The 13,854-nt window shown below is 62.0% G+C and carries 15 protein-coding genes; 3 read left to right on the top strand and 12 right to left on the bottom strand.

Annotated features, from left to right (window positions below; translation table 11 throughout):
* Nucleotides 1-305: 305 nt before the first annotated feature.
* The 5 genes from AC1DD7_RS19370 to AC1DD7_RS19350 all read right to left on the bottom strand — a co-directional run bounded on the left by AC1DD7_RS19370 (nt 306) and on the right by AC1DD7_RS19350 (nt 5,125).
* Nucleotides 306-1,418 carry an NAD(P)/FAD-dependent oxidoreductase gene (locus AC1DD7_RS19370; RefSeq protein ID WP_477516216.1) on the bottom strand — a complete coding sequence of 371 codons (1,113 nt, stop codon included), beginning with the start codon at nt 1,416-1,418 and terminating at the stop codon, nt 306-308.
* Nucleotides 1,419-1,466: 48 nt separating this feature from the next.
* Nucleotides 1,467-2,528 (bottom strand): Gfo/Idh/MocA family protein, encoded by a 1,062-nt coding sequence (locus AC1DD7_RS19365; protein WP_477516215.1) that lies wholly within the window; start codon nt 2,526-2,528, stop codon nt 1,467-1,469.
* A complete protein-coding gene (locus AC1DD7_RS19360) occupies nt 2,528-3,313 on the bottom strand; it encodes an amino acid ABC transporter ATP-binding protein (protein ID WP_477516218.1) in 786 nt (261 codons plus the stop codon). Before AC1DD7_RS19360 ends, AC1DD7_RS19365 begins: the two co-directional genes overlap by 1 nt.
* Before the next feature lie 47 nt (nt 3,314-3,360).
* Nucleotides 3,361-4,149 (bottom strand): amino acid ABC transporter permease, encoded by a 789-nt coding sequence (locus AC1DD7_RS19355; protein WP_223935683.1) that lies wholly within the window; start codon nt 4,147-4,149, stop codon nt 3,361-3,363.
* Nucleotides 4,150-4,258: 109 nt separating this feature from the next.
* The gene (locus AC1DD7_RS19350) at nt 4,259-5,125 is read right to left on the bottom strand and encodes an ABC transporter substrate-binding protein (protein WP_442018171.1); all 867 of its coding nucleotides are present in this window, start codon (nt 5,123-5,125) and stop codon (nt 4,259-4,261) included.
* A 181-nt stretch (nt 5,126-5,306) separates the two neighbouring features.
* Between AC1DD7_RS19350 and AC1DD7_RS19345 the strand changes: the two genes are divergently transcribed.
* The 3 genes from AC1DD7_RS19345 (at nt 5,307) to AC1DD7_RS19335 (ending at nt 7,365) form a co-directional block, all read left to right on the top strand.
* Complete coding sequence (locus tag AC1DD7_RS19345; protein WP_442018172.1) at nt 5,307-6,404, top strand: LacI family DNA-binding transcriptional regulator; 1,098 nt, start codon at nt 5,307-5,309, stop codon at nt 6,402-6,404.
* A gap of 68 nt (nt 6,405-6,472) precedes the next feature.
* Nucleotides 6,473-6,931: a hypothetical protein gene (locus AC1DD7_RS19340; RefSeq protein WP_442018173.1), complete on the top strand. Its 459-nt coding sequence runs from the start codon at nt 6,473-6,475 to the stop codon at nt 6,929-6,931.
* 2 nt (nt 6,932-6,933) lie between these two features.
* Nucleotides 6,934-7,365, top strand: coding sequence for an SRPBCC family protein (locus AC1DD7_RS19335; protein ID WP_442018174.1), 432 nt, complete (start codon nt 6,934-6,936; stop codon nt 7,363-7,365).
* Nucleotides 7,366-7,371: 6 nt separating this feature from the next.
* Here AC1DD7_RS19335 and AC1DD7_RS19330 read toward each other — a convergent pair whose 3' ends face one another.
* From AC1DD7_RS19330 to AC1DD7_RS19300, 7 genes are all read right to left on the bottom strand, one after another.
* Nucleotides 7,372-7,737 carry a cupin domain-containing protein gene (locus tag AC1DD7_RS19330; RefSeq protein ID WP_442018175.1) on the bottom strand — a complete coding sequence of 122 codons (366 nt, stop codon included), beginning with the start codon at nt 7,735-7,737 and terminating at the stop codon, nt 7,372-7,374.
* Between the two features lie 32 nt (nt 7,738-7,769).
* Complete coding sequence (locus tag AC1DD7_RS19325; RefSeq protein ID WP_477516214.1) at nt 7,770-8,318, bottom strand: hypothetical protein; 549 nt, start codon at nt 8,316-8,318, stop codon at nt 7,770-7,772.
* A 98-nt stretch (nt 8,319-8,416) separates the two neighbouring features.
* Complete coding sequence (locus tag AC1DD7_RS19320) at nt 8,417-10,066, bottom strand: LuxR C-terminal-related transcriptional regulator (protein ID WP_477516213.1); 1,650 nt, start codon at nt 10,064-10,066, stop codon at nt 8,417-8,419.
* A 105-nt stretch (nt 10,067-10,171) separates the two neighbouring features.
* Nucleotides 10,172-11,158, bottom strand: a complete 987-nt coding sequence (locus tag AC1DD7_RS19315; protein ID WP_477516212.1) for a helix-turn-helix domain-containing protein — start codon at nt 11,156-11,158, stop codon at nt 10,172-10,174.
* Nucleotides 11,159-11,260: 102 nt separating this feature from the next.
* Entirely contained in the window at nt 11,261-12,229 is a 969-nt protein-coding gene (locus tag AC1DD7_RS19310) for an alpha/beta hydrolase (protein ID WP_477516211.1), read from the bottom strand.
* 148 nt (nt 12,230-12,377) lie between these two features.
* Nucleotides 12,378-13,502, bottom strand: coding sequence for an App1 family protein (locus AC1DD7_RS19305; protein ID WP_477516210.1), 1,125 nt, complete (start codon nt 13,500-13,502; stop codon nt 12,378-12,380).
* A gap of 30 nt (nt 13,503-13,532) precedes the next feature.
* On the bottom strand, nt 13,533-13,826 hold the full coding sequence (locus AC1DD7_RS19300) for a putative quinol monooxygenase (RefSeq protein ID WP_477516209.1): 294 nt from the start codon (nt 13,824-13,826) through the stop codon (nt 13,533-13,535).
* Nucleotides 13,827-13,854: the final 28 nt, after the last annotated feature.

The raw sequence follows: 13,854 nt of genomic DNA, 5'->3' as shown, positions 1-13,854 counted from the left end.
AACAACCTGACCGCCCTGGCCCCGGCCAAAACCGACTACCTCAAAGTCACCACCGCGTTCCCCACCACCGCGAACGACACCTTCCAAGGCGCCACCAGCACCATCGCCTTCGCCTTCACCGGCACCCAACGCACCGAAACCACCAAGTAACACCCTGTACAAAGAGCCCCCGCCGGGCCTGATCGGTTTCCTTTCCCCCAGCCCGATCAGTCCCGGCGGACACTTTCCCAAAAACTCCAACGGCCCCGACACGCTTATGCAGATGGCGTATCGGGGCCGTTGGCCTTTTTTAAAGATGTCTAACGCTAGGAGAAACGTCCGGGCCGGAATGTTGCCAGCATGGGGTGCTTCTTGCCGGTCAGGATCTCTCCGGACAGCAGTTCACCTGCGATGAGTCCCAACGTGGCACCCGAGTGCGTGAACGCTACGAAACAGCCGGGCACTTGGCCCAGTTCACCGAAGACAGGCTCACCATCGCCGGGGATGGGCTTGTAGCCGATCTTCCAGGAGGCAGGCTTGAGTTCAGGGTTGCCTGCAATCAGCTTGGAGGATTCGTCGGCCAATTCTTGGACGACCTCGTCGGGGATGCTGAAGGAGCCGTCGGCATGTTCGGTGATCCGGTCTTCATACCAGTCGTGGTCCAGGGCGAAAGTGTTACCCGGGTTGGGACGAACGGCGGCCCGCGGCGTATTCATCACGGCCTTCACCTGGTGCTCCACAGGCTTGGTGACCACCAGCATGGAGACCGGGGAACCATTGGGGATTTCCACCCCGAGCGGCTTCACGACGGCGGGCGTCGCCGCGCCGCAGGCGACCAGGACGGCATCGGCTGAATAGGTCTCGCCCGAAGCAGTCTCGACTCCGTTGGCCCGGCCGCCGTCGAGCGTCACCTGGACTTTACCCGCGTTCAGGATGAGCTGGCCGCCGAGGGCGTGGAACTCCTCCATGAGGAAGTTGACCAAATCCGGCAGGCTGACCCAGCCCTCGCCTGGGTTGAAGATGGCGTTCTCGGGAACAGCGCTGGCGTCGATGCCGGGCGTCACCGAGGCGATCTCTTCAGGGGCGAGCAGCTTGGAGTCGTAGCCAATCGATTGCTCGTAAGCATGGCGGGCCTCGGTCACCTCGCGCTGGCCGGCAGCGTTCCACATGAGGCCTCCGCCGAACTGCAGCCATTCGCGAGTGGGATCCGCCGCGAACAGCGTGCGATACCGATCGACGCCGGCCAGCCGCAGCTGGTGGTAAGGGGTGGACCGTTCGCCGGCTGAGTTGAGCCAGGACAGTGAACGGCCTGTGGCCTCGCTGGCCAGGCCCTGCTCGGTCAGGAGCGTCACGGAGGCTCCCCCGCGGAGCAGGTGAACGGCGGTGGAAACGCCCAGGATGCCGCCCCCGATGACGGCGACGTGCTTGGTGGAGGACATAGCTCTCCCTTTCTTTCGTGCTTGTGGATGCTTGGGACGCTCTTGCGCTTACGCGAAGGCGTGGATGCTTTCGATGATTTTGAGGGTTTCAAGCGCCTCGGCCGGCGCTACGGGAAGCCGCCCTTGGCCACGGAGGCAGGCTGCCAGTTCTGCGTAGAACTGCGGGTAGGCGCCCTTTTTTGCGGGAACGTGTGTGGCTGAACCGTCAACTCCCAGAAGCCCCCAAGACTCCTGGGGTTCGATGCCATAAGAAGCGTCCGACGGCGTGACTCCGGCTGCGAGCGCGGGTTCCTGACTGTCGAGTCCCCACTTGGTGTACGCGGCTTTTGATCCGAGGACGTGGAACCGCGGGCCAACCTGGGCCGCCATGCCGTTCATCCACACACGGGACCGTACGCCTGACTCGTGGAGCAAGGAGACGAAGGCTTCCGTGTCTGCCGCGCCGGGGTGGGGGCCATGGTTTGCGGTTTCGCCGTAGCTCTCCTCCACAGGTCCGAAGAGCTGGATCGCTTGGTCGATCAAGTGGGCGCCCAGGTCGTGAAGGATGCCACCGCCTTCGGCCAGCGTGGATGTATCGCGCCAGTTCCCAAAGCCTTCGGGCCGCCACCATTCAAAACGTGACTCAAAGGTCCGTACTTCGCCCAGCGCCCCTTCCTGCAGCAGTTTGCGCAACGTCAGGAAGTCGGCGTCCCACCGGCGGTTCTGGAAGACCGTTAGCTGCACACCGGCGTCGGACGCGCGTGTGGCCAGTTCCTCACCGTGGGCGACGCTGGTGACAAAAGGTTTGTCCACTACAACGTTCAGACCGCTGGCGATTGCCGTGGCACCGAGTTCGAGGTGAGTGAGCGGCGGCGTTCCCAGCACCACAAGATCGAGGTCGCTGGCAAGGGCGAACATGTGTTCCGGGGTGGGCACTATCCTCGCTTGCGGATAGAGGCGGGCGGCCTCAGTGGCCCGCCCAGGGTCCGCCGTCACGATGACGTCCAGCGAATAGTTCGGGTCCGCTGCGATCAGCGGGGCATGGAAGACCTTGCCCGAGACGCCAAACCCGACGACCGCGGTCCGGATCGGTGCCGCTGCTACCTGGCCCCTCACAGGATTTCCGCCCATTACAGGACTTCCGAAAGGAAGCGCTGCAGGCGTTCGCTGCGCGGGTTGTCGAAGAGCTCGGCCGGGGTGCCGACCTCCACCACTTCGCCTTCATCCATGAAGACCACTTGATCAGCAACCTTGCGGGCAAAGCCCATCTCGTGCGTGACCACCAGCATGGTCATGCCGCGGCGGCCGAGACCTGCCATGAGGTTCAAGACACCCTTGACGAGCTCCGGGTCCAGCGCGCTGGTGGCTTCGTCGAAGAGCATGACTTCGGGTTCCATGGCAAGCGCCCGGGCAATGGCGACGCGCTGCTGCTGACCGCCGGAGAGATCGCGGGGCCGGTGGTCGGCGCGCTCGGCGAGGCCCACTTCGGCGAGCCTGCGCTGGGCACGTTCCCGTGCCTCCTTCTTGGACATTCCTTTGACGCTCCACAGTGCGAGGGCCACGTTCTCCAGGGCTGTGTGGTCCGGGAAGAGGTTGAAGTGTTGGAACACCATGCCGATGCGGGCGCGGAGAATGTCCGGCTTGACCTTGAGGGCGCTTTCGCCTGCCAGAAGCACGTCCCCGCTCTTGGGTTCGTGCAGGCGGTTGACGCCCCGCAGGAGGGTGGACTTGCCGGAACCGGACGGACCGATGATGCACGTAGTGGTGCCGGGAGCCACGGTGAGGCTGACGTTGCGGAGTACCTCGACGTCGCCATAAGCCATGGTCAGGTTCCGCAGTTCCAGGCTGGAGCCGTGAAACGTCTGGACATCGGCTGAGGTTGACGTGTCCTTGGCGGTTGACTTGGCCGCTGACATGTTGGTGCTGGTGCTGCTGCTGGCAGTATTGCTGCTGCTTGTGAGGTTCACGTGTTGCTCCCGGTGATGAGCGGCGATGCCGCGTCGAGTTCCTTGACTTCCTTCAGCCCGCTGGTTGGGGCTGTGGGACGGCGGCGACCGGTGCGGAACTTGTTGTCGAAGTAGTTGACCAGGTGGGTCAGTGGCACGGTGATCACCAAGTAGAAGATGCCTGCCATGACCAGCGGTGAGAGATTGCCTGAGAGCACTGCGGCGTCCTGGCCCACGCGGAACAGTTCACGTTCGCTGACCAGAAGCCCCAGGAAGTAGACCAACGAAGAGTCTTTGACGATTGCAATGAACTGGTTCACCAGCGCTGGCAGCACCCGGCGTACGCCTTGCGGCACCACTACCAGCGCCATGGACTTTGAGTAGCTCATGCCAAGGGCGCGGCATGCCTCGCCCTGGCCTTTGTCCACGCTCTGAATACCAGCACGGAAGATTTCTCCGATGTAGGCGCTGGCGATCAGGCTCAGCGCGATGATTCCCAGCGGGTAGGGCGAGGGTCCAAACACTGACTGGCTGAACCGTGCAAAGCCCTGGCCGATCAGGAGGATGGTGAGGATTGCGGGCAGGCCACGGAAAAGGTCCGTGTAGATCCGGGCCGGGATACGCAGCCACTTGGACCGCGAGATCCCCATGACGGCCACCACCATGCCCATCACTACGCCGAGGATGGTTGCTGCGATGGAGATGATCAGGGTGTTGAGGAGTCCAACTCCCAGGAGTTGGGGCAGTACTTCGATCATCGAATCGACATCGAAGAACGTGCGGCTGATGGTATTGAGCCAATCCATTGAGTGCTCTCAGACGTTTGTTGGTTTTTCGGGATGGCCGGGCGGGCTGCGGGTGTGGCCCGCCCGGCCTTGTTGTTGAGTAGGCGGTGTTGTTGAGTTGGCGGTTGCGCTATTTGGCAGCCGTTGGCGACGGGCTGGAGGTCTGCTCGGCCTTGGGCAGGTATTGCTCAGGCATCGGCGAACCCGGGAACCACTTCTGGTAGAGCTTCTTCCAGGTGCCGTCTTCCATGGCTGCGGCGAGGCCCTTGTTCAAGGCTTCCTTGAAGGCGGGCTTGTTCTTGGCAATGGCAAAGCCTGCCGGGGCGTCGAAGGACGGGATGTCAGCTGCACTGACCAGTCCGAACTGCTCCTGGTACGCCTTGGCTGCCTCGTAGTCCAGGAAGTGGGCGTCCACTGCGCCGCTGTTGACGGCGGAGATTGCGGTGTTGTTGTCCGGGAAGCGGACCAGCTGGGCGGAGGTAAAGTTCTTGACCGCGTAGGCTTCCTGGAGCGTGCCCTGGACGACGCCCAGGCGCTTGCCGGACAGGCCGTTGACGTCCTTGATGCCTGATGTCTTGGTGGTGATGACCGTCAGGTAGCCGGCCAGGTAGCCGTCGGAGAAGTCAACGGTTTCCTTGCGCTTGTCCGTGATGCCAATGGCCGCGACGCCGACGTCGAACTGGCCATTGGACACGGCTGCGAGCAGGCCGGAGAAGTCCTGTCCGGTGAAGACAACCTTGTCCACGCCGGCACGGTGGGCCACGTCCTTGAAGAGTTCTACATCGAAGCCGGTGAAGTTACCCGAGGCGTCCGTGAAGGTGTAAGGCTTCGAATCGCCCAGGCTGGCGACGCGGATGGTGCCGGGTTCGATCAGGCCATAGGGGTTCTCGGCCGAGCTTGAGGTCCCGGCGGAGGATCCACCGCAGCCGGAGAGGGCGAGGAGGGCCGCCAAGGCTGCTGCTGCGAGCGCTGCCGGGCGGAAGTTCAGTTTGATCACAGCTTGTCCAATCGTGGGGAGGGCCAGCGGTGCTGTCCGGGGCCGCTTTTTGGGTCTTACTCGATGTGGGGTCTTGTTGAGTCCGGTCTCAGCCCCTAGGATTGAGACCGGACTCACATCGATTGATTGAAAATGTAGCGGAAGTCACAAGCCGCGTCAACACCACTTCTGAAAGGTGAACATGAGTACTGACGGATCGCGACGGCGGGACGTGACAGTTGCCGACGTCGCCAAAGCGGCGCAAGTCTCCAAAGCCCAAGCCGCCCGCGCCCTGGGCAACTATGGCGCAGTCAGCGAGGACGTTCGGGAGCGGGTCCTCGCCGCTGCGGAAGGGCTTGGCTACCGCCCCAACGAGCTTGCGCGCAGCATGAACACGGGCAAATCCAACACCATTGGCGTGGTGGTGGGCGATATCGAAAACCCGCACTTCGGCCTGGCCACCAGGGGCATCACCGACACCGCAAAGAAGAGCGGCTACAACGTCATCCTGATCAACACCGATGAAGAACGGGCTGCCGAGGTGGACGCCGTCCAGGTGCTCTTGGACAAGCGCGTTGACGGGCTGATCGTGGCTCCGGCCTCATCCGTGGAAACCTCACACTTGAAGGAGGTCCGCGACTCTGGCCGGCCCTTGGTCCTGCTGGACCGCGCCGCCGAAGGACTCGACGTCGAGACGTTCGCCGTGGACATGGGCACCATCTCCTACGAGTCCACCAAGTACCTCATCGAAGCAGGCCATCGACGCATCGCGTTCGTCTCAACCGTTCGGACAGACGGGCCTTACGTGGCAGCGATGACGCTGGATTCCTCGCAAATCTCGGACCGTCTGGAGGGAATCCGCCGCGCCTTCGAAGACGAGGGCCTCAGCCAGCCGCTAGACCTGGTGCGCCTTAATGCCGGTGACGCCGATTCCATCATGCGAATCACCCGTGACCTGCTGAAGGGGCCAGATGCTGCCACGGCCATCATCGCCTCTGACGGCCTCATCGCCTTGAGCGTTGTGGAGGCCATCCAGGGATCCGGCCTCTCCATCCCCTCGGATGTATCCCTCCTCATGTACGACGATTTCGCCTGGACCCGTCTCACCACTCCCCCGCTCACCGTCATCGCACAGCCCGTCTACGACATGGGAATGGCTGCCGCCACCGCGTTGATCCGGCAGATTGAGGGCAGGAAATCTTCCTCACCCGCTGGACCACCGTTGGAGGCGCGGCTCGTGCGGCGAGGCTCAGTGGGTTCGCCGAAGGACGTCGGCGTGCTCAGCCAGGCTGGCGGCTAGCCCCTACCAAGCCCCTTGCACGGCCAAGGGAAACGACCACACTGGAAGCATCAGGTGAGGAAGCTGACATGCCAAAAGTGGAAGTGGATCTGGACTCCGTCGTCCCACCGGCGAAGGTACGGGAGGCCTTGCTGGACTTTAGCCCGCGTCGGCCGGAGATCTGGCCAGGCATCTACCCACCCATGTACGAGGTTTACCAGGTGGGCGATACCTTCGCGGACATCAGAGAAGGAAGCAAAGCTCCCGGTGGCGTGATCTGGGCCAAGGAACACTACGACTGGGCAAACCCCGACGACGTGAAGTGGACTGTCCAGGAGAGTAATTTCTGCGCGCCGGGAAGCTACGTCAATGCGCGAATCACACCCAACGAGTCTGGCGGTTCACGCATTCACGTCACGTGGAACCGTAAGCCCACCAGTTTGATGGGGCGATTGGCCACCTTCATGATCGTCGTGACCCGGGGTGCGCCGGTGGCAAGCTCCCTGCGAATGGGCCTGAAGAAGTTGGAAGCGAAAGGCGCCACGTAGCCATGATCAAATCTGCAGAGAGCGTTGTCATCGCCCGGACACCGGAGGAGGTCTTCCAGTACGTGGCGGACCTTCGCAACGAACCGACCTGGCACGTTGACATTGCCAGCGTGCCCGACCAAACCGACCCTGTCCCAATCGTCGGCAAGACCTACCCGCTGAGCTTCAAACCCTTTATGGGCAAGACCGACGGTACTTTCACAGCACTGGACGTCAAGCACGGCTCGCGCTTGCAATATCGAGCGGACTTCGCAGGACTCCAGCCACGCATCACTTATACGGTGGAGCCAGCCGGGGAAGGCGCCCGCTTCACTCGAGGCGTGGAGATGCAACCCAGCGGGCTCAAGGTGCTCATGACCCCGATGATGGCGTACATGGTTCCCCGACGAAACAAGGTCTTTGTCCAGAACCTGAAGCGCGTGCTGGAGTCCTGACCGCGGCTATTGCAGGTTCTTCTCAACAACGGCCAAGGTGCGTGCGAGTTCCTCCGTAGGGCTGAACTCCACCAGAACGGTCCCTGGATCAAGCTCATCCGTATGCCCGGGCGGCGTGTAGTACGCCTCGCCAGCGTGGACAATCTCGTCTCCATCAGGCATGTGCATGGTGAGTCTGCCCTTCACGACATATCCCCAGTGATGGCTTTGGCACCGGTCATCCGGCAGCCCTTTATAGAACGGAGTGAAGTCGCCTCCCTCTTCAAACCTCTCAAACGCGATAGTGTAACCGTCGGCCTCGCGGTATCGGCCCTCGTAACCTGTCATGCGCTCGACGCGAGCGCTCTCGTCATCAATCGATAGCTTTGCCATTGCCTTGCATCCTTCGTTCTCTTATTGCGGGCTTAGTCCCGCGGTGCGGCTTCCGCCGCAGCGATGAGGCGGCGCAACCCGCCTCTGTTTGCCCGCGCCCATTCCCGTGCGGCGAATGAGCGCAGAAGTGGAAATCCAAACATCGACAGCACGCCTGGCAGCCCACTCGCCCGGACCAGCCGGCACGTGTAGGTGATCTCGCTTTGGTCCACCTTCGACTCGATCTCGTAGCGGTGAACCAGGAGCCAGCCAGCCCTGGTTCCATACTTTTTGGACTCCAATGCGGACTCCGTCACCCGCTCAAACGTCCGGGGACGCAGGGCTTCTGTGACCACCGAGGAGTCCTGCATCCGGCAAATCCGGTCCTCGGCCGTGGAAGTGAACTCGGTTCCGACGGTTGCCAGTCCTATCGGGGCTTGCATCGACAGAAGTGTCGAGGCCTCGGCTCCTCCCCATTCCATGTGGTTGGGAAGATTGGCGAGGACATCGAAAACAATGTCCGCGGGGACCATGGCATGGTCATGGACGGTTACGGCGATTTCACGTCTGAGGACGTTACCCACCGTTCGTTGTTGCTTCATTCCGCACCTCCACTGCTGACTTTGCGGATAGTCAAAGCATGCGACGACGGCGCGGGGAAAGGATGGGGGATATCCCCCATTAACTGCCCTATTCGGTTCTATTCGCCACGGGAATGACGCATTGCGAATGCAGCGGCTTCGCCACGGCTGCGCAGTTGAAGTTTCGCGAGGATGCTGCTGACGTGACGCTCAGCGGTCTTGGCACTGATGAAGAGTCGACCAGCAATCTCGGTATTGGTCAAGGCCTCGGCAAGTAAGGTGAGCACTTCGCGTTCGCGCCGCGACAACACGCCCAGATCCTTCGGGCCTGTGCGCGCGGGGCCGCCCAGGGCCCGAAGAAGCGCCGCGGCCTGATCTGCCAGACCGAGAGCACCAACGTCGTCGAACGTTGCGAGCGACACTCCAGCTTCATGAACGGCCACGTACCGGTCTGTTTCACGCAGGGCTTCGGCCAGCGACAGATGGGCGCGCGCAGCCTCGAGGGGCATGCCGAGCTCAGTAAAAACGGAAATCGCCGCGTCAAGCCTTTCGCGCGCCAAGGCGACATCCCCGGTTGCCGCTGCGACGCGACCTGCCGTGAGATGCGAGGCAGCAAGTGATCGAGGCCACTGCGTCTCGGCCGCGACTTCATCGAGCTGTTCGGCCGTCGCTTTGGCTTGGCCGAGGTCACCTTGTGTCAACTGGACCTCAGCGAGCAAGGCGAGCAGCGGGACCATGAGCAGCCCACTGCCAACACGGTGGATCCGGCGATGTAGCAATGCTGCAGCAACGGCTGTGTCGCCTGCAGCAAGACGGACTGCCGCTGTTGCCCGCAATGCGTCCGGGCGATCCTCGAAGCCAGCGAGCAGCCGGTTTGCCTCTTCCACCCTGCCCTGCAGCAGCCGAAGTTCCGCAAGCTTGGCAGCCGGGTGTACACATCGTGCACGGTGGCCGCCTTGATCCAGTTCATGCAGCGTTTTGGTGAGCCAGCCCTCGGCATTTGCAATGTCACCGGAAGCAAGGAAGATCTCTGCGCAACAAGTGCCGCAGAATTCCAGCAGTGCAGGATGACCCGTACCCTCCATGAACCGCAGGAGGGTCTTGTTCCATTGGCTGAGTCGAGACGTATCGCAGGCCTCCTCGCTGGCACGCGTCACCATGCAGCACACATCACCAAAGATCATTTGATCGTGAGCTTCGCCGGCGGTTGCCACCACCATTGCCTCATCCACCAGGGTCATCCCGTCCAGTACTTTGCCGGAGGCTATCGTTCCGAGGCCCAGGAGTGCCAGTGCCATGGCCTCAAGATCCGGGTCACCCCATTTTCGTGCCATCCCAAGCGCGATACGGGCGTCGTCATAAGATGCTGCCGGGTCGGCCTGCAGCAGACCGCGCGTCAGGGCCATCCAGCCATTCTCCACGCCCTCCGGCAAGCGGGATACGATGCTCTGCGCACGTGCAAGCCAGCCTCTGCTGACCGCCTCGCTTCCCAAGGCATCGGCATATTCCCGCGCCAACCATAAAGCCGACCGGAAGGCCTTTGAGTCCTGGCCCAGCCGACGAAAACCGGCGTAAGCAATGGTGCGCTCCGCAATGGAACGGTCGACGTCGCGCAGCCACCAGAGTGCACGGCCCAAGCCATCATGCGCTCCAGGATCATCCTGAATAGCCAGCACGGACTCAAACGCTATCGCCGCTGCTTTCCACTCAGAAGCAGCAAGAAGGTGATCACCCTCCGCAAGGCCTTCAGACACCGCAGCATTGACCATGTGTTCATTCTGCTCTTCGTCATTTTCTTTCTGAAGGGGACCTCTTCCACGAGCCGTGGTGGGTCACCGACGCGGGGCTACGTACCGCCGTCGTGGTTCCCTGCCTTAGTCAAATCTGTTGGTGGCAAGCAGGAACAGAGTAAGCGCCAGCGTAAGCCGCACGCGGCCTGGCTGTGTTCGAATGTCGAAGCCCAAGGCGGACGTGAACTCGCTTGCGCGGTTCTGGACACTCGAGTGATGCAGGTCGAGCTGGCCCGCCACAGCGCGTAGGCTGCCTGTTTCAGCAATGGCTTCAAGCATTCGCCATGCCTTTGGCTGTTCTGCGACCAGCCGCTTCAAGGCCGTAACGTCAGCCGGTTCGTGGGTGGCCTCGCTTGCCCTTTCAGCAAGGACGATGAGGCTCCCAAGATCGTCGGCGGCGTGAATCGGGCGATGTGGACTGGTGATTCTGAGGGCGAGAAGCGCTGTTTGCCAAGATCGGTCCAGTTCCTGCGGGAGTGTGGCCAAGCCGACGCCCGCCCTCGTATCCGGTGGCGGAGTTGCCGTGGACGGGCGAATGATTGCCCGGACGGCACCGACTGCCGTGTGAACTACGGCTGACGATCCCGGCATTGGCATCACAGCAGGGACTGCATGAACCCTGTATGAGCCAGTGCGCTCCAAGTGCAGAAGGGCTGCCGCCTCCATTCGCCTTTCCAAGGACGATTCGGTGCTGACGATCGTCTCAATTGCGCGTCGAGTGGCTGCCACGGGACTCGTTCGATCCCAAAAGATGCCCAGTGCAATCGCGAGCCGTTCCAGGATCAATTCATCATTGACGAACCCGGGGCTGGCGCGCTCTATCCATGCCCGGCCGTCAGCACCAAACGCCTTGGAAGGCCACTCACCTTGTTGTTCGGGCACCCTCTGGCCAGAGGCATCAACGCACATGGAACGGCCATCCATGGCAAAGCCAACTGAACAGTCACACAGTACCGCCGCCCCGCGGATGAGCATTTCTGCGTTCGCCCGGCTGTTGACCAGAGCGTCGAAATACGTGATGACCTTGAGGCTTTCCGAGGCCTGGGGATCGAGCGCTTTAAGGCGCCACACGAGTCCTTGCATAACTATCGCCCGCCACCTTTGGTCTTCGAGAACTTAATGGTGGTCCAGTCCGGCTGCCGCGGCAAGGCATGACGGGCAGCCGGACTGGGTTCAGGCATCCAGAATGCGTCGAAGCCACTGGGTGCGGGCCTCCCGTGCCATAACGGAGAGCGCCGCTTGGGGGAAGAACATATCGAATCCGTGGAAGCCGCCGGGCCACACGTGAAGCTCGGCGTCACCCCCGGAGGCCCAAATGGTGGAAGCGTAGGCAATGTCCTCGTCGCGGAAAACCTCCGCAGAGGCCACATCGATAAAAGTGGGCGGAAGGTTTGAAAGATCCTCAGCCCGGGCCGGCGCCGCGTAGATGGAAACGTCCTCTGTCTTCCGACGGTCGCCGAGGAGTGCGTCCCAGCCGGTATCGTTGCTCGTCCTGTCCCACACACCCACGCCATCAAATTGGCGACTGGAAATCGTGTCATTGCGGTCATCGAGCATGGGATAGATGAGTAGCTGACCCGCCAACTCAGGGCCACCCCTATCGCGTGCCATCAGGGCAACACCGGCAGCCAGTCCTCCGCCGGCGCTCGCACCGGCAACAATGAGGCGACGCGGATCAACGCCCAGCTCTGCGGCGTTCGCCGCCGTCCATTCGAGGCCCGCGTAGCAGTCCTCCACGGGCGCCGGGTCCGGGTTTTCAGGAGCGAGGCGGTATTCGACAGAGACAGCAACTGCGTCCAGAAGCTCCACCCAGTCAATGAGCGAATCTGCGCCAAGAAACCGGTCGCCCAGGACCATTCCGCCGCCATGAATGTGGAAGATTCCGGGTCCGCCCGGCACGTGGTCTTTCCGCCGAAAAATGGACACGATGAGGTCTGGAGCCCCGACGGGGCCTGGAATGGTCCGCTCAGAATGTTCTACCGGTCGACCGGCCAAAAGATCCTCGATAGGGGTCGCCACGAAGGACTGCCGCATGCCTTCGATCATGTCAGGCGTCAGCGTGGGAGTGATCAGATCACCCAATGCCACAAGTGTCGCCCCAAGCTCCGGATCAAAAGGTGGCGCTTTATGTACCGATGTCATCTTGACCTCCATAAATTCGGCCACCTCGTCGTGACCTGAAGTAAGCCTAGGCGCGCCCGCCCACGGAGCTAACCGCCAAAAGCCCTCAAAAGGAACGGGTAGGACCGCCATGTGGCGGTCCCGGAGGTTTATGGCGTGTTTTCACACCTCAGTCGCCTTGCTCCGGCTCGTCCGCTGAACGCACGCTGCTATGGATGATGCCCAGTTCCTCGAGCTGGGCTGACATCCCGGCACCGTCCGGAGCATAGATCCAAGGGATTCCCGGCGTGGGCTGTCCCCCGGTCTTCGACCTGCCGCCTGCGAGCACTGCTTCACCCACTGAGAGCTGCCTGATGGCGATCGCCCTGACGTTCTCCGGGTGGCGATGCGCGAATTCGGAATAGATGGCTTCGTCGTGCTGTCCATCGTCGCCTACAAGCAGCCATTTGATGCCGGGAAATTCTTCAGCCAAGCGTTCCAGGGAAGTCCGCTTGTGCTCTCTGCCGCTGCGGAACCAGCGGTCCGGCGTGGGTCCCCAGTCGGTCAACAGTTTGGGCCCTGCCGGGTACAGATTGCGGGACAGGAAACGTGACAACGTGGGCGCAACATTCCAGGCACCGGTGGACAGGTACAGCACGGGCGCCGTCGGTGCCGTCCTGGCGATCCTCTCGTACAAGACGGCCATGCCCGGCGTCGGTGTCCTCGCATGCTCATTGAGCACGAAGGTGTTCCAAGCTGCCAGGAACGGTCGGGGCAGGGCTGTCACCATCACGGTGTCGTCAATGTCTGAGACGACTCCGAAGTCGGCGTCGTCCGCCACGATTTCCACCGGAGCCTCAACGATCCTGGAACTTCCGGATTGCAGGGTGATGGTGTGCCAGCCGGGAGCCAGGGCTGCCTCAATACGAACATCGACGACGCCCCCACGATCGGCTTCGACGTCATGGACGGTGCCTGCAATGGTTACCTGCACGGTTGCATGCGCGACGGGTGCGCTGATGAAGTTCCGCCAACCGCGCATGCTCTCCTGTAAGGGATTGGCATGACCGGCGGCGTCCCGGGCGTCGCTCCGAACAACCCGTGCCAGCACCCGTACCCAGGAAGTAGTGCCGTAACCGGTGTACGGGATGACCGTTTCCACTCGACCCCGCCGGATGGCGAGGCGCGTCTGGAACCTCAGCCACGCGTCGTCGAGCTTCACAGCTACATGACGGCCCTTGTCAGTTTCGGGCGTCGGGGGCTGGGCTTCGTCGCTCATGGGCAAAATGCGCGGTTTCTCAGGACGGGGAAACATGCGTCCAGTCTGGCATGGCCGGGCGGAAGGCTACGATACGGGCGTGAGCCAGGTGAGGACGGATCCGTCGCCTTCGATGTGATCAGCCAATTCCGCGTTGAACTTTCGGCCGTATTCTGCGGTGATGTGCTCCTGGAAGGCTTCCTCGTCGCGGTAGACCTCGAACACGAAATATTCGCGCGGATTCGTTTCGCGCGTGTAGGGCAGGAAGGTGACGTTGCCTGGTTCCTGCCGGACATGCCCGGCGAGTTCTGTCATCATTTCAGCGACCCTGTTTTCGCTGCCTTCCTTGACGGTGAATTCTGCGTACAAGGTTTTGGTCATGTTCAGTCCTTTGATCGATTGAGTGGAA

The organism is Paenarthrobacter sp. 10L412 (assembly GCF_056395565.1).
This window is presented reverse-complemented; position numbering and strand designations above follow the sequence as displayed.